18 protein-coding genes and 2 pseudogenes are annotated in these 25,779 nt (G+C 50.0%); 15 read left to right on the plus strand and 5 right to left on the minus strand.

The window, feature by feature from the left end; genetic code table 11:
* Nucleotides 1-308: 308 nt before the first annotated feature.
* From J4P41_RS12925 to J4P41_RS12945, 5 genes are all read left to right on the plus strand, one after another.
* Complete coding sequence (locus tag J4P41_RS12925; RefSeq protein WP_211568314.1) at nt 309-2,567, plus strand: TonB-dependent receptor family protein; 2,259 nt, start codon at nt 309-311, stop codon at nt 2,565-2,567.
* 73 nt (nt 2,568-2,640) lie between these two features.
* Nucleotides 2,641-4,305, plus strand: coding sequence for an ABC transporter substrate-binding protein (locus J4P41_RS12930; RefSeq protein ID WP_426067448.1), 1,665 nt, complete (start codon nt 2,641-2,643; stop codon nt 4,303-4,305).
* Nucleotides 4,302-5,264 (plus strand): ABC transporter permease, encoded by a 963-nt coding sequence (locus tag J4P41_RS12935; protein WP_211568315.1) that lies wholly within the window; start codon nt 4,302-4,304, stop codon nt 5,262-5,264. The genes J4P41_RS12930 and J4P41_RS12935 overlap by 4 nt, the downstream gene beginning before the upstream one ends.
* Nucleotides 5,261-6,100, plus strand: coding sequence for an ABC transporter permease (locus J4P41_RS12940; RefSeq protein WP_426067449.1), 840 nt, complete (start codon nt 5,261-5,263; stop codon nt 6,098-6,100). The genes J4P41_RS12935 and J4P41_RS12940 overlap by 4 nt, the downstream gene beginning before the upstream one ends.
* A 10-nt stretch (nt 6,101-6,110) precedes the next feature.
* Nucleotides 6,111-7,721: an ATP-binding cassette domain-containing protein gene (locus J4P41_RS12945; RefSeq protein WP_426067450.1), complete on the plus strand. Its 1,611-nt coding sequence runs from the start codon at nt 6,111-6,113 to the stop codon at nt 7,719-7,721.
* A 269-nt stretch (nt 7,722-7,990) separates the two neighbouring features.
* Here the strand turns inward: J4P41_RS12945 and J4P41_RS12950 are convergent, their stop codons facing one another.
* Nucleotides 7,991-10,321, minus strand: coding sequence for a membrane-bound PQQ-dependent dehydrogenase, glucose/quinate/shikimate family (locus J4P41_RS12950; RefSeq protein ID WP_426067451.1), 2,331 nt, complete (start codon nt 10,319-10,321; stop codon nt 7,991-7,993).
* A 277-nt stretch (nt 10,322-10,598) separates the two neighbouring features.
* On the opposite strand from J4P41_RS12950, the gene J4P41_RS12955 reads away from it, so the two are divergent.
* From J4P41_RS12955 to ppk2, 4 genes and pseudogenes are all read left to right on the plus strand, one after another.
* A complete protein-coding gene (locus tag J4P41_RS12955) occupies nt 10,599-11,357 on the plus strand; it encodes an IclR family transcriptional regulator (RefSeq protein ID WP_426067452.1) in 759 nt (252 codons plus the stop codon).
* A 283-nt stretch (nt 11,358-11,640) separates the two neighbouring features.
* Nucleotides 11,641-12,264: pseudogene (locus J4P41_RS12960) on the plus strand (inorganic phosphate transporter); the annotation flags it as partial.
* 53 nt (nt 12,265-12,317) lie between these two features.
* Nucleotides 12,318-13,742: a carbohydrate porin gene (locus J4P41_RS12965; protein WP_426067453.1), complete on the plus strand. Its 1,425-nt coding sequence runs from the start codon at nt 12,318-12,320 to the stop codon at nt 13,740-13,742.
* Between the two features lie 120 nt (nt 13,743-13,862).
* Nucleotides 13,863-14,780, plus strand: a complete 918-nt coding sequence (gene ppk2 / locus J4P41_RS12970) for a polyphosphate kinase 2 (RefSeq protein ID WP_211568321.1) — start codon at nt 13,863-13,865, stop codon at nt 14,778-14,780.
* A 278-nt stretch (nt 14,781-15,058) separates the two neighbouring features.
* Here ppk2 and J4P41_RS12975 read toward each other — a convergent pair whose 3' ends face one another.
* The 3 genes from J4P41_RS12975 to J4P41_RS12985 all read right to left on the minus strand — a co-directional run bounded on the left by J4P41_RS12975 (nt 15,059) and on the right by J4P41_RS12985 (nt 18,659).
* Nucleotides 15,059-16,462 (minus strand): PLP-dependent aminotransferase family protein, encoded by a 1,404-nt coding sequence (locus tag J4P41_RS12975; protein ID WP_426067466.1) that lies wholly within the window; start codon nt 16,460-16,462, stop codon nt 15,059-15,061.
* Nucleotides 16,463-16,883: 421 nt separating this feature from the next.
* A complete protein-coding gene (locus tag J4P41_RS12980; RefSeq protein WP_426067454.1) occupies nt 16,884-17,429 on the minus strand; it encodes a hypothetical protein in 546 nt (181 codons plus the stop codon).
* 309 nt (nt 17,430-17,738) lie between these two features.
* Complete coding sequence (locus J4P41_RS12985) at nt 17,739-18,659, minus strand: LysR family transcriptional regulator ArgP (RefSeq protein ID WP_426067456.1); 921 nt, start codon at nt 18,657-18,659, stop codon at nt 17,739-17,741.
* Between the two features lie 73 nt (nt 18,660-18,732).
* Here J4P41_RS12985 and J4P41_RS12990 point away from each other — a divergent pair, with 73 nt between their 5' ends.
* The 6 genes from J4P41_RS12990 to J4P41_RS13015 all read left to right on the plus strand — a co-directional run bounded on the left by J4P41_RS12990 (nt 18,733) and on the right by J4P41_RS13015 (nt 25,391).
* Nucleotides 18,733-19,350, plus strand: coding sequence for a LysE/ArgO family amino acid transporter (locus J4P41_RS12990; protein WP_426067458.1), 618 nt, complete (start codon nt 18,733-18,735; stop codon nt 19,348-19,350).
* 27 nt (nt 19,351-19,377) lie between these two features.
* Nucleotides 19,378-19,698, plus strand: coding sequence for a DMT family transporter (locus J4P41_RS12995; protein ID WP_426067459.1), 321 nt, complete (start codon nt 19,378-19,380; stop codon nt 19,696-19,698).
* Between the two features lie 181 nt (nt 19,699-19,879).
* Complete coding sequence (gene aspT, locus J4P41_RS13000) at nt 19,880-21,550, plus strand: aspartate-alanine antiporter (RefSeq protein WP_426067460.1); 1,671 nt, start codon at nt 19,880-19,882, stop codon at nt 21,548-21,550.
* Between the two features lie 23 nt (nt 21,551-21,573).
* Nucleotides 21,574-23,163, plus strand: coding sequence for a bifunctional aspartate transaminase/aspartate 4-decarboxylase (locus J4P41_RS13005; RefSeq protein WP_426067461.1), 1,590 nt, complete (start codon nt 21,574-21,576; stop codon nt 23,161-23,163).
* 114 nt (nt 23,164-23,277) lie between these two features.
* Nucleotides 23,278-24,381, plus strand: coding sequence for an asparaginase (locus J4P41_RS13010; protein WP_426067462.1), 1,104 nt, complete (start codon nt 23,278-23,280; stop codon nt 24,379-24,381).
* Nucleotides 24,382-24,437: 56 nt separating this feature from the next.
* Nucleotides 24,438-25,391 (plus strand): hypothetical protein, encoded by a 954-nt coding sequence (locus J4P41_RS13015; protein WP_426067467.1) that lies wholly within the window; start codon nt 24,438-24,440, stop codon nt 25,389-25,391.
* A gap of 125 nt (nt 25,392-25,516) precedes the next feature.
* Here J4P41_RS13015 and J4P41_RS13020 read toward each other — a convergent pair.
* A pseudogene (locus J4P41_RS13020) lies at nt 25,517-25,779 on the minus strand (hypothetical protein); the annotation flags it as partial.

Raw genomic sequence — 25,779 nt, forward strand, 5'->3', positions numbered from 1 at the left:
ACGACACCTAACGAATATAAGGTGAAATTAACTAGTTTTCGTCGTTTATGATGCGCACCAAACCGGCGGGAGCATAATTTTTAATTCGTCATTCCTCGTATTAATTATTTCAATGGAAACTCATGAAATGGCGTTTTTCCTAGGTTTTATGAGGATAAAAAGCGACTTCCAGATATAACATTAAAAATGCGTTGTTATTAACGTTCATACATTTGGATATGTGAATAAAGGAATCGCCTGTGGGGATGTGTCTCCTCAAGGTCGATTTTTATGTTCCGAGATATCACCCAAATGTTGAGAAACGAGTCATGAAAGCCTTTCACGAGCGGCACACACGTATTCTTCTCCTTGGCATGACCGTTCTTTCAACATGCGCCATGATTCCCGCTGCGTTTGCTCAAGACGCTGAACGAATCAAGCGCACTGGTTCACGCGCGTCTCACATCCGGCCAGTGGTCAACCCTGCGCCATCTCACGCCACAACGGCGCGCTCAAAAAATGGCCCGGTTCCTCCTTCCAGGAGTGAGGATATCAATGTCACTGGGTCGAATGGTGTTCGCGCGGCCGAAACGCGTATGAGGAAAGTGCCAGGAACCTTTACCGTCATCAGTAGCAAGGAGGTTGAGAAGGGAAGGTCAGCCACACTTGAGGATACTCTGGCATTCCAACCTGGTATTTTTGCGCAGGCCACAAGTGGAAGCACCGGAAACAAGATCTCCATCAGAGGGTCAGGAGCCGGTGTGTTCTACGGAGGTTACAGTCTGGGAATGAAATACCTGATCGATGGATTGACTGTCAGCGGCGTGGGCGGATTCCAGGAAGACCGCCTCAACAATACCGGATACCAGCGAACCGAAGTACTCTATGGAGCCAACGCATTTGATTATGCGGCTACGGCTCTCGGCGGAGGTATCAATTTCGTAACCCATACGGGGGTCTCCGCGCCTGGGTTTATGGCTCATTTCGAAGCCGGAAGTTATGGCACACTGAAAGAGCAGGTGAGCCAGGGAGGGACATTCAGCAACAAGAAAGGTGATTATTACGTCACTGTCGCGCGCACCAATCGTCAGGGATTCCAGAGCTATACGGCGATGCACCGTACGGATGTTGTCGCAAATCTTGGCTATCGTTTTACCGACAAGCTGTCTGCGCGGCTTATTTTTAAATGGGATGAAGGGTTCGGCCATTATGGCGGCTTGCTGACACTGGCCCAGCTTCGCAAAAATCCAAGCATCAATCCAAACGATTGGGGAGGGCGCCCGACCAGGAGCACGATGTTGGGGTTCAAGACCAACTATATCTTTGATGATGATTCCAGGCTGGAATACGGCATAACGTGGAATGACTACCCGCTGTTTAATGGAACGGGGACGCAGCAATTCAATCTGTGGCGTTCCACGGATATTAACAATTCTATCAAATATAACCGGAGCGATCGCCTTCTCGGACGTAAAATCGAGAGTAATATTATTCTAAGCGACGTACATATGGTTTCTGGAGATTCTCGATATTATACGTCTTCAGTTCCATCAACAACTTATAATAGCGAAGACTGGACACTTCATCAGCGTGTAAAATACGGCGGGTCACACGATCTGGTTTTCGCTGCGGGGAATAATTTTAATATTTTTAATCATCTTTGGCTGACCAGCGGTTTTTCAGTCATCTGGATTGACCGTAATATTCGTCTTGTTGATCGCCTGGTCCCGAATTCAACTCTTCAGAGCCGGGAGCATTATAATAATGTCTTCATTACGCCACGCGTCGGCCTGCGGTATGAAATCAATCCAGATATCGATGTCTTTGCCAACTTCAGTCGCCTGATAGACCCGCCAGTGACCTGGAATTACCACGATGTCAAAGGAGGCAGCCCCTATAATGACACAGGAACTGTAGGGCCACTAAAGGCTCAGAGAGCCAATTCGGCTGAAATTGGTATTCGAGGACATGCGGGTATATTTGACGGAAACCTGACTCTTTATCGCAGTTGGGTCAGAGACGAATTGCTATCCGTTGTCGTTACGCGCGCTACAAATACTACAGCCGAAATCACCAGAACGTCTAATGCAAGTCCAACAATCCACCAGGGTATTGAGGCTGGTCTCTCGGCAAAGCTCTTTAATCTACATCAATATGGCGCTTTGACGTTTCGTCAGGCTCTTACGGTCAATGATTTTTATTACAGGCATGACCCACTTCTTGGGCAGAACAAACTCCCATCGATCCCGACATGGCAGTATCAGGCTGAGCTTCAGTATAATAATCCGCTGGGATTCTATGCGAACTTCGATTTCAGATCGTCTTCCAGCTATTATGTTGATTACGCAAATACATTGAAGGCACCCAGATATGGAATCTTCGGTCTAAAACTGGGGTATGAAGCAAAAAGCAAGCTCTGGAGCACTTTTCTTGATTTCCGCAATCTTGGAAACAAGCATTATGCAACGGCCGCTTATACTGCTTACAACCTGAATCATACAGACTCCGCAATGTTTTATCCGGGCGACGGGTTTAGTGTTTTTGGCGGCGTGACGGTACACCTCAGTGATCTGGGGAGGCATCTCTGATGGTGTCGTACGGGTTTCTGCGTCAAAGGATTTATGGACAAGACCTTGGCCAGCGCATGGTGATGTTCGCAGCATGACCAATTCTTCTTACCGCAAGATAGTTTTGGCACTTGTTCCTGTAGTAGCGTTTCTTGCTGTCCTGTTTTATCTGCATGATGCAGGCAGCAAGACGCATCATACAGCTACACAGTATGGAACTGTTCCTCGAGGCGGTGGAACCCTTGTCTTCGCAACAGAGCGAGAGCCTCTATGCCTTGATCCTCATGTTTACGGCGATATGCCGCAAGTCTATATCGCCGAGCAGTATCTGGACCGGCTCGTCTCCATGGACGAGCAGGGCATGCTTCATCCCTGGCTTGCAACGTCTTGGGAGGTAGCCGATGGCGGGTTGACGTATATCTTTCATCTCCGGCACGATGTGACCTTCACCGATGGAACAAGGTTCGACGCGACTGCTGTAAAAAGCAATCTGGACCATATGGTGGACCCAGCCACACAGTCTGGTACGGCGGGGGGGTATATCCGCCAATATACCCGGACCGACATACTCGATCCGTATACCGCAGCAGTTCATCTGTCTTCGCCGTATTCGGCCTTTCTGAATGTTCTGGCCCAGGGTTTTCTTGGGATTGAGTCACCCAAAGCTTTGTCGCGCCCCCGTGACGTAAACTGCCAGAGCCCTGTAGGATCAGGCCCCTTCATTATCACGCACTGGGATCACCAGAGCGAGGTCGTTCTCAAGAAAAACCCAGCTTATGCATGGGCTCCTCCCACGTCACGTCATCAGGGGCCTGCTTGGCTTGACGGGATCGTCTGGCGCTTCGTTTCCGAACCGTCAGTTCGTTTTGCCATGCTTCAGGCTGGCGAGGTTGGGGTCATTGACAGTGTGCCGCCTGAGAGCGAAACCCCGGCGAAGTCCAATCCGGACGTGTCATTGCTGATGGCGGACCGACCAGGAAACCCGACCAACGGAACTCTGAACACGCTTCGGTCACCATTCAATGACATTCGTGTTCGTGAAGCATTCATTCGATCCGCAGATATTGATGGTGCTTTAGGGAGCATATTTTTCCATCACTATGCACGTGCTGGAGGCCCTCTGAGCCCTTCCACACCCGATTACAGCCCTGATTTTGAACATACCAAGGATTACGATCCGAAACGGGCTAATGAACTTTTGGATGAAGCAGGCTGGCAAGACAGAGATCCTGAGGGATATCGCGTCCGTGAGGGTAAAAGACTGATTGTTCACATCCCGATTTCCACGGTTCTTGCACCCGCAGATCGTACCCTTTGGGAGCAGGTGCAGGCGACTGCGCGCCAAACAGGCTTCGATGTTCGAATGGAGCCTTTAAGCGAAACGGCTAATATCGCGCGGAGTGACGCCTGGGATTACGATGTCCGCATCGGATATTGGAATACAAATACTCCAGACGTTCTTCGTATCGTCTTCGGATCTGCATTCACTAACCATTTTCAGCACGGCATTCATCAGAATGCTTCAGGGTATAGTAGCCCGGCTTTCGATAAGGTCGTGGCGCAGGCATTGGCGACGCAGGATGCCCGGCAGCGCAAAGCACTTTATCGACAAGCTCAAGAGATTATTGCCAAAGCACACCTCCAAATCACGACTTATTCTCAAACTACGCGTCTGGGAGTGTTCAGCAATGTTCATGATGTACGTATTGAACCTTCATTACGAGTCATCAACTTTCACGATGCCTGGATGATACCATGATGCAACGCCTGATTTCCCGTCGCCTGATCAGTCGGGTTGGCTTGAGCGCCGGGATGCTTTTCGCATCCGCAACGCTGACATTTCTCGCGGTACGCATGATGCCTGGTGATCCGGCAACCATCATTCTTGGTGGAGCTATGGCCAATCCCACACCCGGTGCAGTCGAGGCGATTACAAAAGAATATGGCCTCGATCGTCCTCTTGTCGTGCAGTATGGCTTTTATATATGGCGGCTTTTGCATGGGGATTTAGGCGTTTCCTTCAGTCAGCATCTACGGGTTGCGGAGGTTTTGCGCCAACAAATGCTGCCTACATTGGCGCTCGCAACCATTTCACTGCTCTTCGCTTGGGTAATCGCACTGACTTCAGTCTTCTTCACGGTGCGGCGCGGGCGGATACTCTCGAGCGTTGGAGCCTCTTTTGATATTTCTGCGGCAGCGCTTCCGTCATTCTGGCTTGGAATTGTGCTACTTTGGATACTCGCATTCAGGCTGCATTTGCTACCGCCCGCTGGTAGCTCTTCTCTGTCATCACTCATTATGCCAGCACTTTCCCTTGCCATTCCTTTGGGGGGATTTCTAGCTCAGGTTACGCGTGAATCTCTGGAGATTGCTCTCGATCAGCCGTTTATTCTGAGTGCAAGAATGCGAGGCCTGAGTATGGGGCAGGTTCTGCGACGGCATGCTCTGCGTCATGCCCTTCTTCCGGGAATCGCGCTTTCAGCCTGGGCTTTAGGTGCACTTCTCGGCGAAACAGCAGTCGTAGAAGCTATTTTTTCAAGAAAAGGCCTTGGGCGGACGCTCGTTTATGCCGTTTCCGCGCAGGATATGCCTCTAACAACTGGCATCGTGCTCTTTGTCACAGTCGCATACATATTTGCGAGCCTGATTATCGAAATCATCCATGAAATGGTCGACCCGCGTCTTGCAACATTTCGCGTGCGGAGTGCTTCTCTATGAGTGCCGGGTCGAAAAAACTCATTGTGTGGACGCAGTTGCCCATTGCGCTCTTTCCAGCCACAGCTTTTCTGGCTTTTCTTCTTGCTTCCGCCATCATTCCAAGTGCGATCAGCGTGACTGACCCTTACGCCATCGCGCCACGGCATGCTTTTCTGTCTCCTAACTGGAGCCACCCTTTCGGAACGGATCAGTCCGGTCGCGATATTCTGACACGCGTTATTCATGGCACCCGCCAGTCTCTTCTTGTAGGAGCAGGGGCCGTCGCCGTCAGTTTTTCGGGGGGAATTATCCTTGGACTGGCAGGCGGTCTTGGTCCTCATTGGCTTCAAAGAGGCATTGGAGCTGTTATAGATGTGCTGTTTTCGTTTCCTGCATTGATATTGGCGCTTCTTTTCTCCGCCAGTCTGGGGACGGGGGCGGGACCACTGGCTTTGGCTATCGGGATCGCTGCTATGCCAGGTTATGGTAAGATGATCTTCAGTCAGGTTCTGTCGGTCAGGAATTCGGGCTATGTGGAAGCGGCCCGCGCCCTCGGCCACACGCCATTTTCCATTATTCGACGGCATGTTCTACCTAATGCACTTCGTCCGCTCGTTGTGACTGCGACCATGGGGGTTGGTCAGACGATTGTCTGGGCAGCTGGGCTGTCCTTTCTCGGGCTCGGAGCGCCACCTCCGACACCGGAGTGGGGCACCATGATGTCCATGGGTCGTGATTTTATTGCTGATGCCTGGTGGCTTACCCTGTTTCCAGGTCTTTTCATCGTACTGACTGTGCTTTCCACAACAATCGTAGGTCGCTTTTTGCAACGTCATTTCGAAAGCAGGCCCTTATGAGGTACGTGCTATGATCGGACAGGAACTTACAGTCGAAAACCTCTCCATATCTTTTGAGGGAAAGCAGGTCGTAAAAGACCTTTCGTTTCAGATAAAACCCGGTTCAATCGTGGCTATGGTCGGTGAATCCGGCTCAGGAAAAAGCGTCACTGCGCGTAGTCTGGTTGGGTTGGCTGGAGAAAGAGCGCAGATTACGGCACGAAGCTTGAAATTGGGCGATCAAGATCTTCTCGGGCTGGATGAGAAGGGGTGGAGCTTAATCCGAGGGCAGAAGATTGGCTTTGTGCTGCAGGACGCATTAACGTCTCTGGATCCTTTGAGAACCGTTGGGCAGGAAATAGAGGAATTCCTGACGGCTCATCGTCAGTGGCGAGGGTGGCGTAATCGCCTGGCGCGACGGAAGCGAGTGCTGCAACTCTTGGAAAATAGCGCTATCTCTGAACCCGAAACACGTGTGCAACAACGTGCGGACGAGTTGTCTGGAGGGCTGCGCCAAAGGGCGCTTATTGCTTCTGCGATAGCACTCAACCCCGGAATAGTCATTGCAGATGAACCAACTACGGCTTTAGACGCCAGCGCTGTTTCACGTGTTCTTTCTCTGTTTCGTGGTTTGCGGGATGCGGGACATGGGATTCTGCTGATCAGCCACGACATCGCGGCAGTGTCTCAGGTCGCTGACACACTTATCGTGGTTAAAGACGGGCGAATGATAGAGCAGGGGAAGGCTGCCAGGATTTTACAGTCCCCTGCTCAGGATTATACCCGCGTGCTTTTGAATTCGATTCCAGGACAACAGTACAAGCCTCAGCGCGTTACAGTTTCACAAAAAAAAGATGCTCCTCCTCTGCTCGTCGTGAAAGACATCGTCAAGCATTATCCTGGTTCACAGGGGTCATCACGGCTTGCTGTCGATCATGTCAGCTTTACCCTCCGAAGAGGGCAGACACTTGGTATTTTAGGTGAATCAGGATCTGGAAAGACGACGACAGCAAAGATTGTGACAGGTTTTCTCAAGCCTGATGCAGGCAATGTATGGTTTGATGAAAAAATGTGGAATGGAATACGGGAGGGCACTCATCAGAGCGTTAAAGAACGAGAGCGCCGACCATACCGACGTGGAATGGGGATCGTTTATCAAGACCCTCTTGGTTCTTTCGATCCACGCTGGACAGTTTGGCGGATTATTGCTGATGCGCTTGAAGCCAGTGGTGTCCCATATCAAGAGTTTCCAGACCGGATTACGTCCCTCTTGGAATTGGTACGATTACCATTAGATGTTTCTCGCCGTCTTCCCCTCTCTCTCTCGGGAGGCCAGCGTCAGCGGATTGCCATCGCTCGTGCTATTGCAGGCAGTCCCAAACTGATTGTCTGTGACGAACCTGTCTCAGCACTGGATGTTTCTGTGCAGGCACAAATATTGGAATTGCTAAAGGAACTACAGGATCGTCTTCAAATATCCTATCTGTTTATTTCTCATGATTTAGGGGTCATAAAAGAAATGAGCGATGAGGTTGTTGTGATGTATAAGAGTAAAATAGTAGACTGCGGCGAAGTCAGGGATGTTTTTCAAAATCCCCGTCATGAATTTACTCAGAATCTTCTTAAAAGTCTAACGCACTAATCGCATCTGTATATTATCACGATGTAGAAAAGGAGATGAAATTTTCGATATTTGGAGAAATTCAAATTCGAAATGCGAGTGTATATATAGGTATCATTAGTTTTGAAATAAAAATATTTATGAAAAACAGATCCAGGAAGTTTTCTCCCTGGATCTGGTAACTAAAATATTTTCGTCTGATTTTATGGAAGCGTGTAAGCCATGACGTAATCACCGCGGTTTGCGTTGGTGCCCGTGCGGGTAGCACCACCGACGACGACGACGACATATTACTTTCCGTCCTGGCCAATGTAGGACATCGGAGCGCCTTGGCCACCAACCGGAAGTCGGTTACGCCACAACTCCTTGCCAGTGTCGTTGTCCAGAGCGCGGATATAATAATCAAGCGTGCCGTGGAAGAAGGTCAGTCCAGCTTTGGTGACCAGTGGTCCGCCCATCGTCGGCATTCCCAATGGGATACGCACACCCGGAACAATACCATGCACCGGAGCATCCTGAATGCTGCCCATCGGGACCTGCCATTTCGTTTTTCCGGTGGTCAGATCAATAGCGGTCATGGTGCCAAATGGTGGCTTAAAACAGGGAACTCCCAGAGGAGAAACAAACATTGAACGCTCGACACCCCACGGCGTGCCAGTCTGCTCTGAATATTCACCTTCTGCGCTCGGCTTCAGGCCGATACGCTTTGCTTCGTCCTGTTTGATGAACCGGCCCCACTGCGCCATGCGAATATCATTGACGATCAGCGTACCTGTTGAAGCGTCAATTGCGCCACCGCCCCAGTTGGAACCACCGTAATAGCTCGGATAGATCAGAGTGCGCTGCTTGTCGGACAGTGGTGTGAATTCCCCCTGCCAACGCATCTGCTTGAACAGGATCCGGCAGTATAGTTGATCGAGGATCGTGCCGCCCCACATGTCGGATTCCTTGAACGGCGTCGTACCGATCGAAATTGCGGAGAAAGGTTGTGTTGGAGCAATACGCATGCCCGGCATACCATCCGTTGGTACCTTTCTGTATTCTACCGGAACAACAGGTTTCCCATCACGACGATCCAGGACGAAGACTTCACCACGCTTGGTCAACTGGATAATGACTGGGGTCGTGGTGCCATCCTTGCCAGGAAGATCATAAAGGATCGGCTGGGATGTGACGTCATAGTCGAACTGGTCATTATTGGCCGTGCGGAAATGCCAGTGCTCCTTGCCGGTTTTGATTTCGACCGCAACGATGGCGTCCGTGTACTCATCAGAATATGGGAAGCGGTCACCATTCCAGAAGTCCGGTGTCTGGTTGCCGGTCGGGAAATAAGCGAGCCCTAGCTTTGGGTCATAAGCGGCTGTACCCCAGAAATTCGGCGTCTGTGGCGCATAATGTTCGCCCGGAGGAAGAGGGGTACTGTCCTTGGCGCCACGAGAAGCGTCCCAAGCCCAGAGAATTTTTCCAGTCCGGACATCGAAGCCACGGACCACGCCAGAAGGTTCTCCAACAGAAATATTATCGTTGATCTTTCCTCCGACCATGATGACGCCATCTGCAACCAACGGTGCAGCGGTTAAATAATACGATCCGTTTTCTGGGGCATCAGTCAGTCCCTCAAGCAGATTAACAAAGCCATGATCACCAAAGTCTTCACAGGGCTTGCCGGTCTCTGCATCCACCTCAAAGAGACGTGCATCGTTGGTGGTGGAAACGATGCGTTTACGACATGCGGTTGGCAGATCTGCAGCGGACTGCGCATTATTCTGATCTGTTACGGGCTGAATATCTTCAGCAGGAAGTGTGGAGGTATCTGCATACCCTACACCACGGCAGCGCTTCCAGCCTCTGTTGCTATCCGTAATCCTCAACTTGGGATCAAAGCGCCACCGTTCTTTTCCCGTGACAGGGTCAAGGGCAATCACCTTGTTCAAAGGTGTGCAAAGATACATTGTGTTATCGATCTTGAGCGGCGTAACCTGATATTCAGAACCATCAATGGCCAAATCTCCGGCACGATAAGTCCAGGCCAATTTCAAATCTTTGACGTTCGATTTGGTGATCTGATCAAACTGGGCGAAACGGTTTCCTGCCGTGTTGCGTCCCCAGGCTGGCCAATCATTTCCACTATCCTGCCCCGCTTGTGGCTGAATAACAGGTGCAGGCCCTGAAGAATCAGCCACGATAGTAGGGTGCGGAAAAAACATTCCAGCAATGAACGCACCGAGAGAGCCGATCAGGACAATCCCCAGACTGTTGGCGACACTTCGAGGAAGTGCTGGACGACCATCTTTTTGGGATAGTCGACGTGCAAGGGCTGTAACGATCAGCGCAACAACGATGAATGCAAGAAGTCTGGGCACAAGCTGCCAGAAGTCAAATCCCACTTCCCAAAGCGCCCAAATTACGCTGACTGCAAGCAACCCAAGAGCCGTATAAAGAGCGAAAGCAGCACGTTTGAAAAGGCCAAAACTAATGGCAATAATGGCGGCGCCTGCTAGTAAATAGAATGGTGATCCTCCAAGGAAGAGCAACCAAAGGCCGCCAAAAACCAATGTTAAGCCTAGAACTACGCCTAAAAACTCGACAATCCAGAAGGCTGTCTTTTCCAAGGTGAGCATCAGGAAATTCTCCCAGCCCGTTTTTGAACGGGATCAACGACAATCAATCTTCATAGAGTCTCGCTTAGAAACGCCACCACGAGACGTGTTGTGTCTGTGGGCGCGGAGACGCCCATGGAAAACGAACGTTTTTGTGTTTTACCCTCGGAGATAAAGGGATGAGTGGGTAAAGATCTTAACCATTCAGTGATCATTATCTGTATCACTCAGTGGTCAAATATCAATCAAATCCTGCTCGAATGAGGGGGTGGGGAAATCACAGTATGGAGAGCATGCATTGAAGAGCGATGAAAACAGTATGCAGGGCGTGAGCCGGGCAGCAGCAATCCTGAGGGTTTTATCAAGCACGCATGTCAGCCTGGGGCATATCGCTAAAGCAACAGGCTTGCCCCGGTCCACCGTTCAGCGCTTGGTTAACGCGCTGGCCGTGGAGGAACTGGTGGAAGTCACCAATGACGGAGTGGCTCTCTCATGGGGAATCATGCGGCTTGCGGAAGCAGCGCAATCTAGTCTGTTAACCAAATTCAGAGCGGCTCTTGAAACCCTGTTTCAGGAAACACACGAGACTGTTGACCTGAGTACAATTTATGGAAAGGAAGTCGCATTTGTAGAGAAAATCCACTCTGATCAGGAAATTCGCGTTGTCCCGAAAACGGGTCGCTCTATGCCTTTGCATGCGATGTCAAATGGCAAGGCCATGCTGTCGGTGATGTCAAAGCCTGAAATACGGTCTCTTATTGGTACGAGGCCAATTAAAATGACGGCTCACACGAAAACACATATTCCAGATATTCTTGCTGAAATCGCAACTGTTAGGATCACGGGCTTTGCTTATGACTTCGAAGAGCACAGCGACGGCGTGTGCTGTATCGCCTCTCCTGTCCATCTTCCAGGACACAAGCCTTACGCAATCTCAATCACAGTTCCCTTTTTCCGCTTTGAAGAAAATCTTCCCGTGTTCCGGGATGCCCTGACACGATGCAAAAACAAGATAGAGAAACTCTTCAATGAAGAGAAAAAAAATCGTCCTTCTTAGGTGCTTAGTCTTGGGTTTTGACGGTTTATTTGTCCTATCAACGATCGTCTGTCTTGCACGTGCTTTCTGGGAGCGTGATGTAGACGCGATGATTTGCTCCCTTAAGGTCATAATAACTTAACTTTCAAACGCTGGCGTTCCCATGAAAAATTCTCATGGATCGAAAGGTCACTGAGAGGCCTTTGTAAAAAGGAGGACGCCTTGTCTGACATAGCGGTATTGCGTACGCGCTTTGCGCGTCCTCGTATGAGTGACGGGCAGAAGCCTGCTGTCAAAATGCTCTTTTCATGGTGGGAATGATGGCCAGAAAGGAATGGGGCTCATCATGCTTATTCTGATCAGTGCAGCGCCCACCGCCTATGCGCTCAATCGGGCAATGCCCGAAACGGCCATGCCAGTCCTTTCGGATCCTCGGGTTTATGGCGCGTTGGCCGTGTTTTCACAGGACATCACGGGGGCGTTTGAGGGCTGCCAATCCCTCAATGCCATTCCTGTCGCGCAGGTCCCAAACGTTTGTACGGATATGTATCTGGTTTCGGATGCGATCCGCACACTGAACCAGTCTTCCGATTTCAGTGGTGTTGAGGTCGGTCACCTCAAGCGGTTTATGGGGCAACTTAACGCGGGAACGCGTTTTATTCCGACCTGGGTGAAGATTGCAGTTGCCGCCGCGCTAGGGATAGGCACGATGGACGGATGGAAACGCATTGTAGTGACGGTTGGAGAGAATATCGGCAAGATACACCTCAACTACGCGCAGGGCACATTGGCCGGGACGATGACGGCTGCGGGTTCGAGTCTGCAATGGCGCATGCTCCGGACCATGGCCATGGAGTGGGTGGTGACGTTGCCAGCTGCAATGCTGATCAGCGGTGTGCTGTTCTTTTTCCTGCGACACATCTTCTGAGCAGTTCGCTTCAACGCCCGATATCTGGTGCTGCACGAAGGGTAGCAGGTGTTGTGACCTTGCTGTTTTTCTGCATCCTTCAGGTGCAGGCGGCTTGGTCAGAGACGCGCCCGCTCGTCACTGATGTCTTGCCCTCTGGTGTGCCGCTTCCGGCACCAGCACCAGCTTTCGAACCACCCCTTGAAGACCCGAATGCGGAACTGCTCGGAGACGCATACGGTGTCCGTCCATGGCTGCGACATTATGGTGTTCATCTGAACATTCAGGACGTCGAGGAACTCTGGGGCCTTGCCGCCGGAGGACTTCACCCCGGCCCGACCTATGATGGCATTACGGCGGTTACGCTCCAGATCGAGACAGATCCACTCTTTGGGTGGCAGAACGGACTGCTGAATGTCAGCGCCCTCCAGATCCGGGGGCGCTCGTTTACCGGAGAGCGGCTGCAGGCGCTGAATAGCGTCAGTGGTTACGATGTTGGCCGTTCAACGCGACTTTTCGAGATATGGTACGGGCAGGGCTTTTTGTCCAACAGTCTTGACCTGCGCGTTGGCTCCATAGATCTGGATACCGAATTTCTTGTCAGTTCGAGTGCGTCCTTCTTCCTTAACGCCAGTTTCGGCTGGCCGCTCTCGACGTCGAGCAATTTATATTCCGGCGGTCCGTCCTGGCCTTTTTCAGCGGTTGGTGGACGCGTGAAATGGAGTCCGGCTTCACCGTTTGTGTTGATGGGAGCCGTCACCAACGACAACCCGACGCACGGTCCGTTCTATAGCGATATCGCAGCGACGCAGCGGGATCCGTCAGGTACATCGTTTTCAACGGCGGGAGGCGCCCTGTTCATGGGAGAGGCACAATACCAGCTGGACATGGCGCCGCGCCGGGCGAGCGGAAAGGAAGCGGGCCTGCCGGGGACGTGGAAGATTGGTGGCCTCTATGATACGGGCCATTTCCCCGATCAACGGTATGGTAGCCACAGAGTCCCGCTTGCCAGCCCGGAGAGTTCAGGCACGCCGCTTTATCATCGGGGAAATTGGTTGGCCTATGCCGTGGTTGATCAGATGATCTGGCGGGACAGTCGTGATGCACGCAAGACAATCAACATATTCATGCGTGCTACAACGAGCGATACTGTTCGCAATATCTTTGCACATGAAATTCAGGCCGGTGTAACGTTCGACGGCATGATCCGTGGTCATCGTGACGATACAATTGGCGTGGCCTGGGGGACCAGCTTCTACACGACTTCTGCCGAGGCGCATGCCCGTGATGCCATTCGTTTCGGCACCAGCACGACGGGGCAACTCCGGCAGGAACATCATGTCGAAATAACGTACCAGGCCGCCATGACACCATGGCTCATTCTCCAGCCTGATTTCCAGTATTTCCGGAATGTTGGCGGTACTTCATTAAGTTCAGAAACTGGCCGACCGGTCCGTGATGGCTTTGTGCTGGGCCTGAACATGACGACCACGCTCTGATGCGCTCCCGGAAGGGAGAGTCTGTTGTGATGTCATCTAAATTTCAAGCCGCCATGAGCCAGCATTGGCTATGTCAGGTAGGGGCGTGCTGCGCCTCATAGGGAAATGGAAGAGAGAGCGATGAACGACGCCATTACGGACGGGTTTTCAGCGGAAGAGCTGGCGCGGATACAGATGCGCCAGGAGATCATTGACGATCTTGACGAGGAATTCGAACTTTCGCTTGAAGAAGAAGCTGTCGGCGGCCCGATTGACGCGACAGATCGCGCTTTTCGCCGTGTCTACTTCCGCGAACTCATCCGATTGCAAGGCGAATTGATTAAGGTGCAGGACTGGGTGCAGGCGACTGGTCATCGTCTTGTCGTGCTTTTCGAGGGGCGCGATGCCGCAGGTAAGGGCGGAGCCATCAAACGCATTACCCAGCGCCTTAATCCACGTATCTGCCGTGTGGCCGCACTGCCTGCGCCGAATAATCGTGAGAAGACGCAATGGTATTTTCAACGCTACGTCTCTCATCTGCCCGCGGCAGGAGAAATGGTCCTGTTTGACCGGAGTTGGTACAACCGCGCAGGTGTCGAGCGGGTTATGGGCTTCTGCACAGATGAAGAATACGAAGAATTCTATCGTTCGGTTCCTGAATTCGAGCGCATGCTTGTCCGGAGCGGTATTCAGGTTGTAAAATTCTGGTTTTCCATCACCGATGACGAGCAGGAAGCCCGGTTTCGTGCGCGGATAGAAGACCCGATGAAGCAGTGGAAACTCAGCCCGATGGACCTTGAAAGCCGCCGCCGCTGGGAGGACTACACGCGGGCCAAGGAAACGATGCTGGAGCGGTCGAGCATTCCGGAAGCGCCCTGGTGGGTCGTGCAAGGGGTGGACAAGAAGCGCGCGCGACTGAATTGCATAACGCACCTTCTTTCCATGATTCCCTATGAACCCGTACCCCGCCCCGAGGTGATTTTGCCGCCGCGTGTTCACCACCCTGACTATGAACGCCAGCCAACACCAGAATCCATGATTGTACCCGAGTATTTCTGAGGCGGCTGTCTGCTTCGGGTTGGTTATCCAAAAAGTCTCCGTCATGTCAGTCGCAACGGGGTCTGTGCCCCTATTTTCGTGACGGAAGCCGGATTGAAGCAGCCGGACTTCTTTTTATGTTGAAGCGCTTCTGGCTCGCCTGAACTGGGTTATTCGAGACTTTCGGGTTTTCGAGGTGTTCCGGGCTGATCTGCAGAAGGCTGCCGCTTAAGGGCGGATGTCTTTCTTCAGATCAGTCCTGACTTTACATACTGAGGCCAAATGCTTTTGTCGGAGTGTCATACGACTGGGACAAAGCTCTCCCCTCTTTTGTAGTGAAGGAGGATCACGATGTCTTTCATTGCTTTCTCGAGATCGCTGATATTGGAAATACTTCCCAAGGAAAGCCGAACATTTGCTGGAGAAGGACCGCTTACGGCAAAGACACTACTCGGGACGAGTGCCAGACCTCTGTGATGCGCGTAGGCGACAAAGTCAGAACTGTTCCACCATGGTGGAAGATGTAACCAGATATGCGGACCGTTTGGATCCATGCCTGGACGATCCCCCAGGATGGTTCGGGCAATGGATTGGCGCAGACGTAACTCATGTTTAATAGCTGCAAGGATCTTTGCTGCTTGCCCGGACTGCATCCATTTAAGAGTGAGGGCGCTGAGCAGGCCTGCGTTGGTCAAGGAAAAGGCCCGGACTGCTGCAACAAAACGTTGGTGAATTTCTGCATTGGGAAGTGCAACGTAGGCTGTTCTCAGCCCTGGGCTGAGAACTTTTGCAAGAGTGGCAATATAGATAACCCGCTTGCGTTCAAGTGAAGATAAAGCGGGAATGGGGTTGTCGAGAAGCAGGCTATAGGGGTCGTCTTCAATGACATAAATACCCGCGTTATGTGCAATTCTCATAAGAGACTGACGGCGGGACAGCGGCAAGGTTACTGTTGTCGGATTTTGGAGTGTAGGCGTGCAATATATCGCTTTGGGACGATATGTCTGGCATGCGTCTTCAAGAGCAGATGGAAGAAAACCATTTTCGTCTCCTTCGACTCCTACAAGAAGAATACCAAGCTGGTTCGCGACAGTTCTTAGCCCAGGATACGTCATTTTTTCAGTGAGAATAATGTCGCCTGGTGACGTTAAAATACTGATCGTAGCCGCCAGCGCGGTCTGCGCTCCTGGTGTAACCACAATGTCGTCAGGTCGTCTGGAGCCTATGAGCGGCTCAATCCATTTCGCACCCTGATAACGTTCGTCATGTGTCCCACCAGTCACGCGGTAGGACATGAGACTGTTGATGCTCTGACTTTTGAGCAGGCTTTGGAAGTCAGTCTGTATTAATGTCGTCAGGGAAGGCAGGCTGGGCACAGGAGGCAAATTCATCGTCATATCGACGATACTGGCCCTTGACGTTTGCCATTGGCCGGTAGTTGCTCCAATCCGTACAAATGTACCGCGACCGACAGTCGCATCAATCAACCCGATCTGATGAGCCTCCCGAAAAGCGCGGGTCACGGTCGTTAGATTGGTTCCGAGAGAGGATGCTATCAGTCTCTGGGTGGGAAGACGATCACCCTCGCGCAACACGCCTTGTTGGACTGATAAGGCCAGAGCCTGAACAATACCTTTATAAAGTGGTCCTGTATTCTGTTTTACAAGTTCCTGCCAACTTCGCAAAAGTTCATGCTCTTCCATCATGTTTTCTCCGGAAAAAGATCGTAAAAGCAGTTTTGATTGCGAAGAACAGCCTGGCTGTACTGAGTGCGCCTGCTCATGGCGATTGCAGATTTTGGGCTCTTGGCGGTGGATGTCGTGAAGAATTCGCTTCTCGGATCTGTGCCAATTATTGTGGTAATCTCGCGCTCGCAAATATTTTTCATAAACTCTGGTCGGGTTAGATTTACATGAATGTTTGAGCGGGAGATTAGATGCACGCTGATATTATTTTCCTCTTAAAGTCTGAACACGCATCAATCACTATGATATCGCGGGTATCTGCCAGAGAATAGGGAAGCCAGAAACAGCAGCAATTTGAAAGGATGCTGTGTTGGCTTGATCCCATATTCTCTTTTGGTAAGGCTTGAGAAAAATGCCGGACAGTGTTCGTCCAGCTCTGTCATGCTCTTCTAGAGAGTTTCCCAAGAGCTACAAACATTTTGTCTAACGCAGGTCCAATAAAATAACCGATCAAGATAGAAGCGAAAGCCAGAGGCCATGCCCATGCACTGTATTGTACGAACCAGGGCTGCCATTGGAAAATGGAGAGGGCGGCAATGACGATCAGAACGAACCCCCACAATGAAGGAGAAATCAGAGGGGCCAGATACCGGCCGTAAATGCCGTTATTCTTCTCGGAAATCACTTTCGAAATGCCAATATGATAGCAAAAAATCATAGAGCAGATAAAAGTTCCGAAAAGAGCAAGCCAACTGGTATGAAAATGCCCCTTATCGTCAATTGATGTATAATACAGAGCCAGAGCGACATAAACGTGAGCGAAGAAGAGGCCAAAAACCATTCCGATGAGCCGGTTTTTCAGGATACTCTCTGCTTCTTCGTTCGTGTTGATGTAGATTTCTTCTGGTTTTATTTCATCTCGCGTCATGTCAGTACTCTTCTTAAGGTGGATCTTTAAACGGAGATCTGAGGTCGCCGAGATCACAGGAAACTCACTTCATACGGTATTGTCTTCTCATTTGATGGCATATTCAAATTTATTGGCCCATACAAAGATAGGATATTGCTTTATAAAAAGGTTCAATCCTCAAAATTATCCCCCATAAAGCCATACAATTGTAAGCTTTTCATCAAAGAATTTTTGGTAATTTATGTAAGGTATTGAGATTGCTAAATATTTTATATAAAATATAAGTAATATTATAATTGCTTTGTTGGTCTTATAAAGATCCGTCAGGGTAAGATCTCACAAATATATATATCAAAAATAGAAAATTTATCTAGGTTAAAGCAATCAGGCCGTGCAATTCCCTGTACTCTGGTCTAGCCACGCGTGTTGAGCACACTCATTTTTTAAACGAAAAGTAAGATCTTGTAATAGTTGGCTTTTTACTCTTGGTGTAACCCAGTAGAGATCGACAGAAAGACGACGACCGGGAACGATTTCGATCAGATCGCCTTGAGATAAATACTTTTCTACGAGGGCGAGCGGCTGTAACCCCCATCCAACACTCTTGAGTGTAAAATCAAGGAAGCCTTGCGTAGAGGGAATATAGTGGGTTTTTCGAGGTAGCTGTGTCTTGTGTAGGGCATACAACCATCGTGCTTCCAGCTCATCGTTTCTGTCAAAGCATATACAGGGAGCATTTTGAAACTCAGTCGCGCTCGCTCCGGAACTGAAGTATTTTGCTATAAAATCAGGAGTAGCGCAGGCAATATACTGCATTGCCCCTAACCGAACGGACCTGCATCCTGGGACTGGCTCTGTCTGGGCGGTAATCGCAGCTGTAACCTTGCCTGAACGGAGACGATCGGCTGTACAGGTTTCGTCCTCAACGAGAAGATCCAGGCAAATGGCTGCTTCTGTGGCAAAGCGCGCGATGGCATCTGGAAACCATGTTGCAAGACTGTCGGCGTTCACGGCTATTCTCAGAGTCACATTTGGCTGAGACAAGAGGCCGGAGGCATGAGAAAGGTGAGGGATCTCGGCTTCGAGCAGATGAACTTTATCAAGATGTGTCACCAGAGCCTGCCCCAGGTCCGTGGGTCTGCAGGGTTGTCCGCGAACAATCAGAAGCGCACCCAGTCTGTCTTCGTACCCTCTGACACGTTGAGAGACAGCAGAGGCCGTAATGTTCAATTTCCTGGCGGCACCGTCAAAGGAGCCTTCTCGGACAACAGCGCTGACGGCTGTAAGAGCGTTATAATCCAACATCAATTAAGGATTGCTTTAGTGCGATAAGAAAAACAAGTTTTCCTTCATTGACTGAACTGCGTAAGAAGACTGGATGATGCCTTTCATTATCAGTTTTTTATCCGGATTTGCGCTCTCCGCTTCCCTGATTGTGGCGATCGGGGCCCAAAATCTGTTCGTTCTTCGGCAGGGTTTGAAGAGGGAGCATGTCGGTGCAATTGTCTTGTTCTGTGGCTTTTCCGACGCGATCCTTATTATCGCAGGGGTGAGTGGGATGGGGGCGTTACTGAGTGCGCTCCCACAGGTTGCAAAAGGATTTACGCTTGCTGGGGCAGGATTTCTGTTTTGGTATGGCGTGAGAACGCTGCGGCAAGCCACGCAGTCTGAGAGTATGACAGTTACCGAAGCCGCTTCTGTCTCTTTACCCAAGGCCTTGGCTTCAGTGGCTGCATTTACCTGGCTCAATCCGCACGTCTATCTAGATACGGTTCTTTTGATGGGTACAGCATCAACAGCGCAACCGCTCCATCTTAGACCCTTTTTTGCCGCGGGTGCTGCATCGGCCAGTTTTTCATGGTTTGGGACGCTGGGATATGGCGCGCGCTTTTTGCAGCCGATTTTTGCAACGCCCCGATCTTGGAAAATTCTGGATATTGTTATCGGATGTGTGATGCTTCTCCTTGCTGTACTGCTGTTGCGACAAACCTTCTGAAGTTTTTGAGACTACTGGAAGACTTTGATGAACTGGGTCGCTCTTATTGTTGCTGGTGTCTTTGAGGTAATCTGGGCCTCGGCCATGAAGCAGTCAGAAGGATTTTCGAAGTTATACCCTTCTATAATTACGTTTTTAGGGATGTTGATCAGCTTCGGCCTTCTTTCTCTGGCCATGAAATCTTTGCCTATGGGAACGGCTTATACTGTTTGGACGGGAATAGGAGCGATCGGGGCATTTCTGGTTGGAGTAATCTTCTTGGGAGAAGCGTTTACTCTGGCCAGGGCTATAGCTGCGACTTTTATAGTTTGTGGCCTCATTCTAATAAAGTTTTCTAGTCACGAATAATATTTTATCATAAGTTTAGATAATAGAAATATTTTTAATAAATTATTATTCCAATATCGGAATGTAATTTAAAATTAATAGTGATTGTTTGACATGAATCATTTACATGATTGTTTTGGGAATATATTTTTAGAGAAATAAAATTCCGGGAAATCAAATCGTGCAAGCGCTTACTACTTTTTTGTCTAATTTTTTTAGTGCGTGCCCGGAAATTGCCCTGTTCCTTGCTCTTGTCCTTGGGTGCTGGATAGGGCGTTTTCGTTTCGGTTCATTTCAACTCGGTGGCGTAGCTGGCTCGCTTCTCGCTGCCGTCCTTATCAGCCAGATTGGTGTACATATTGACTCTGGTATTAAGGCCGTTCTGTTTGCTCTCTTCATTTACGCCGTTGGTTACCAAAGCGGTCCCCAGTTTTTTCGTTCTTTAGGGCGGCAGTCTCTAAAAGAAATTTTGATGGCTGTGGTTCTGGCGGTTACAGGATTAATCACAGTCGTTGCTGTCGCGCGTGTTTTCCATCTTGATAAAGGGCTTGCAGCCGGGCTGGCTGCAGGCGGTCTTACCCAATCGGCTATTATTGGGACCGCCGGATCATCGCTGGAAAAAATTGGTTTGCCTCTTGCGCAGGTGCAGCAGCTTCAGGGGAATGTCGCGGTCGGATATGCGGTAACTTACATTTTTGGCTCTATTGGCCCCATTCTTCTGTGCATCAATGTTTTGCCATGGCTTATGAAACGTAGCATCCGCGAAGATGCTATTCGTGCTGAGGCGGAGCAGGCTGGAGGAGTGCACGTTATGGGAGAGGGGGAGATTCCTGCTTTTCCCCGTTTGGTTGGACGTGCCTACTGCGTGACACAGCCCGATCTGACCATTGAACGCCTTGAAGGAATGGCAGCAGGCATCACGGTCGAAAAAATGCTTCGTGAGGGAAAGTCGATTGCGATAGAGCCTTCCTTGGAACTGGTCTCAGGAGACCAGATTCTGCTGGTTGGTCAGCGTCCAGAGGTGTTGATAACGGGGCAGAAAATTGGCCAAGAAATTGGCACATCGCCTGATCTGGAACTGTCTCTTATCCGTCGGGATGTTGTTCTGTCTCACAAAGATTTTGTGGGACAAACAGTTTCACAATGCGTGCAGTCCCTTTCGACTGCTGTGCGGCATGGGGTTTATCTTGTTGCTCTTTCCCGTGCGGGCAAAACTGTTCCTGTCGTAGGTTCCATGAAGGTTATGGCAGGAGACGTTGTGACGTTACTGGGAACGTCCACGGATGTGGATCGAGCTGTGGCCCAGATCGGTACTGCTCTCCTTCCCAGCTTCAAAACCGACCTGGTTTTCCATGCTCTGGGTGTCGCAGTCGGGTTGTTGATCGGTCTGGGTGTGGTGCATCTGGGGTCAATTCCACTTACACTCGGTAGCGGAGGTGGTGCCCTGCTCTCCGGGCTGCTGTTTGGCTGGTATCAAAGTCGCCATCCTGTTACGGGCAATATGCCCCAAGGTGCTTCAACATTTCTGGTTGACTTTGGTTTGGCTGGTTTTGTGGCTGTAACGGGCTTGCAAACAGGTCAGCAAGCCATTGCCACAATCATGCAGCACGGCATTACGCTCTTTCTTCTGGGGGTAGTTGTGACGCTGGTGCCGCTTATTCTCACAATGCTCTTTGGCCGTTATGTGCTGCGTTATGACAATACGGCGATCTTCGCGGGTGCGCTGGCTGGATCACGGAGTGCTAATCCGGCCTTTGGCGAGGTTTTGAACAAGGCAGGAAATGCCGTTCCTACGACACCGTTCGCCATTACATACGCAGTTGCAAATGTTCTTCTTACCCTTCTTGGCCCCCTTGTGGTCGCATTTTCCTGAGCTTTCAAAAAGGATAGTCAATCATGTCTTTCGATTATTCCAAATTCCGCAATCTCAGTCCTTTTGAACTCAAGGATACGCTTATCGAACTTGCCTCATCCAAGGCAGATCGGGTGATGTTGAACGCTGGGCGCGGTAATCCCAACTTTCTGGCAACGCTTCCGCGCGCAGCATTTTTTCTGCTGGGACAGTATGCCTTGTCGGAAGCGCGTCTGTCTCTCTCCTATCTCTCACCTGATCTCGGTGGTACGGTGCGGATTGAGGGCATTGAAGGCCGATTTGATCATTTTGTTGCCAGCAATCAAAGCCAAAAGGAAGCTCGGTTTCTGGGACAGGCGGTGAGTTATGTCCGGGATCAGATGGGGCTTCCTGCCGATAAATTTCTTGTTGAAATGGTTGAAGGTATTCTCGGCTGCTATTATCCAACACCACCACGTATGCTTGCGTTGAGTGAAAAAATCGTCGGTCAATATGTGCTGCGTGAAATGGTCGGAGGTAGGGTTGCTCTGGACTCCACAGACTTTTTTGCGACCGAAGGTGGCACGGCAGCCATGGCTTACGTGTTCAATTCATTCAAGCAGAACAGGCTGATCAAAAAAGGAGACAAGGTGGCGATCGGTATGCCGATCTTCTCTCCTTATATTGAAATTCCACAGCTTGAAGAATACGGCCTGGAGGTCGTTTCAATACAGGCGGATCCAGCTCTGGATTGGCAGTATCCAGATAGCGAGCTGGAAAAGCTGCGTGATCCGGAAGTAAAAATATTTTTCTGTGTAAATCCCAGTAATCCGCCTTCAGTTAAAATGAACGATGCATCGCTGGAAAAAATTTCTTCTATCGTACAGGAACGTCCGGACCTGATGATTCTTACGGATGACGTTTATGGTACATTTGCGGACGGTTTCCGTTCCCTTTATGCTGTTTGTCCCCGTAATACGATCCTTGTTTATTCCTTCTCAAAGTACTTTGGGGCAACAGGATGGCGTCTCGGCGTCATTGGCATGCACAAGGATAACGCAATCGATGCACAACTCAGGAAGTTACCGGTTGATGCAAAAGAAGCTCTGACAACGCGTTATTCCAGTCTGACAACAGATACTGCCGATCTTAAGTTTATTGACAGGCTGGTCGCGGACAGTCGTGCTGTGGCACTGAATCATACTGCTGGACTGTCTACGCCACAGCAGGTGCAGATGGTGCTCTTTTCTCTCTTTGCCCTGATGGATCATGAGGGGCGTTACAAAGCGACACTCAAAAGCCTTATCCGTCGCCGTGAAGCTGCTCTTTACCATGAATTGGGTGTTGCTCCTTCGGAAGACGCGAATGCCGTAGATTATTACACATTGATTGATTTGGAAGACACAAGTCGCGCGCTTTATGGTGAAGACTTTACACACTGGATGCTCAAGCGCGCCAGTACCGGGGAAGTCCTGTTCCGTATTGCAGATGAGACCGGTATTGTATTGCTTCCTGGGGCCGGCTTTGGAACTACTCGACCATCCGCGCGGGCGTCTCTCGCCAATCTTAATGAGTTTCAGTATGCGGCAATTGGTCGTTCATTGCGCATGATGCTCGATGAATATCATTCTGAATTTCTGAAGTCTCAAGGCTGAATTCTGACTGAACCCGAAAAGGGGTATATCTTCTTTTTCGGGAGTGCAGGTTTTGGTGTTATGGCATGCAGAAGCACGACAATCCGTCTAGATCGAAATATCAAAAAGGTGTTTATGTCTATGATTTTCGCGCGTGCCCTGTTTGTTTGTGCGGTAATTGGGGGAGTATTTTTGGTGGCGCCTGTTGTTTCTCACGCTGAAGGGCACGATGCATCTTCCTCTCTCCATAAGGATGCATTGCCTCGTGTGCTCATTTTAGCCACAGGCGGCACAATATCCGGTAAAGCGGATGCGCGTTCTGCTATCGGCTATGATGCTGGCGCGGCAACTGGTGAGCAATTAATCGACAGCGTTCCAGGCGTTGAGAAACTCGCACAATTAAAGGTGGAGCAGGTTTCGAATATTGCTTCGCAAAATATCAATATTCGGATCTGGTTCATATTGACCGAGCGTATCCGGAAGGCTTTTGACAACAATGAAGCAGATGCTGTTGTGATCACCCACGGGACAGACACAATGGAAGAAACAGCTTTTTTTCTGGATAACGTGATCGGGGACGCGCACCCGGTTGTTTTAACAGGGGCAATGCGACCGAGTACTGCAATCAGTGCGGATGGTCCGGCCAATATTTATGAAGCCGTAAAAGTGGCAGCCGATCCTGGTACTCAGGGACGAGGTGTTTTGGTGGTGTTTAACGATGAAGTACATTCAGCCCGCGGTGTAAGCAAAACGCATACAACTGCTCTTCAAACATTCCATTCACCTAATCTTGGCCTCGTTGGTTATGTCGATCCGGCCAGTGTGCGTTTTGTAAGTCCACCGAAAGTCCATAAATATTTTTCTCTTCCAGAAAATCATCAGCTGCCGCGCGTGGAGATTATATACGCGTATGCAGGTATGGATGCGCAACAGATCGATGATGCTATCAGAGCTGGTGCGAAAGGGATTGTTCTTGCAGGTATGGGGGATGGAAATATTTCTGCAGAAGCCTTGGCGGGAATAGAGCGGGCTACAAAATCTGGCATTATTGTTGTGCGGTCTACTCGCGTTGGAAGCGGCTTTGTCAACCGTGATGTGGAAGTCGATGATGACAGGTACGGACTTGTCGCGTCAATGGATTTGAACCCACAAAAAGCGCGGATACTTCTTCAGCTTGTCTTGTCTAATAGTGAGACTACGCCTGCTGAGGTTCAGAAAGAGTTTTCTTCGGCACTTTAAACAAAAACAAGGTAAACCAAGGGATGATAGGCGGCATTAAGCCCCGTGGGGGAAGCATGTTATCTGTAATAGTGGCATGTTTCTTCCTTATTCTGGCTGCGGAGTTTTTTGCTTCACCTGCATATGCAGGTCAATGGTATACAGGCTCGCTGGTTTCTCCGTCGGGGACTACGCGAGAAGGCATATTTAATGTTGAGCCTTATTCTTCCTATAGCCAGCCTCTGGGGCGGTTCGGTCCACATGGTCGGACATTACCTGCCGCACATCCAGTACAGCGTATGTTTTCCAATTCGACGCTCTGGAAATATGGTGTTTCCCAGGATTTTAGTATTCAGGTCCATACTATTGTTGATTACGGATGGAAGCATAAAGATGGGCATTCTCATGGCCCAAAAACAGGGGATATTCCTGTTGATTTACTCTATCGTCTCGTTCGGCCCGATCCTGAACACTATATTCCTGCTTTTAATCTGATTGTGGGCATGATTTTTCCTACGGGCGATTATACGAGACTAGGCAACGCTCAGGATGGCGTTGGAAGCGGCGCGTATGTTTTCCGTTTTGCGTTGACTGAGCAGTCGACTTATACTCTGCCAGGTAATCACGAACTACGTCTCCGGGTCTGGAACTGGTTTCGGCGCGCTGTTACTTCGGCCAAACTTGTTGATATGACGAGTTACGGAACTACTGAAGGATTTCGTGGCTACGGTAAGCCCGGTATGAGTGGGCAGACGGGATTTTCATTGGAATATGGGCTAAATCAAAAATGGGTTCTGGCCATGGATCTTGCACGGGATTGGTCCAATGGTTCTACGCTGCATGGACATGATAATAACGGAGCTTACGTTTACAAGGTAGGGACTTCTGCAACGGATTGGCAGATTGCTCCTGCAGTCGAATACAATTGGAGTCGACGCTGGGGAGTGATCATTGGGTCAGCTTTTTATTTTTCCGGTCATAACAAAAATATTCAGGTTTCACCGCAATTTGCTGTTAATGCCATGTTTTAATTCGGGAATGATATTTTGATTTCCTCATTTGAGGATGCGCAGGTTCTTTAGATAACTGTCAGGATTATCGACTGATTCATGAGAGTTCGTAAAGTAAGCTCGATGGTTTTCTAATCGTTTCTTTCTCAGGGAAAGGTGTTGATGACTTTCAATTCATCGTCATTAAAAAAAGTCAGCCCTGCACCAATCATAGCTTGTTCATTGACGATAGACAGATGGAGGGATCGAAGAACTGTTTGTTGATGCGCTTGTCTGATGATTTGGAGGGATCGAAGAACTGTTTGTTGATGCGCTTGTCTGATGATTTTAGTTTTTTGGCGCTTTGATTGAGGGTTTCCGGGGTGACTTTCGCTCTGCGTTTTGAGCAGATCACGGTCCATCGCCGGTG

Origin of the sequence: Gluconobacter sp. NFX36, assembly GCF_049887835.1 — a bacterium.
Lineage (GTDB): Bacteria > Pseudomonadota > Alphaproteobacteria > Acetobacterales > Acetobacteraceae > Gluconobacter > Gluconobacter japonicus_A.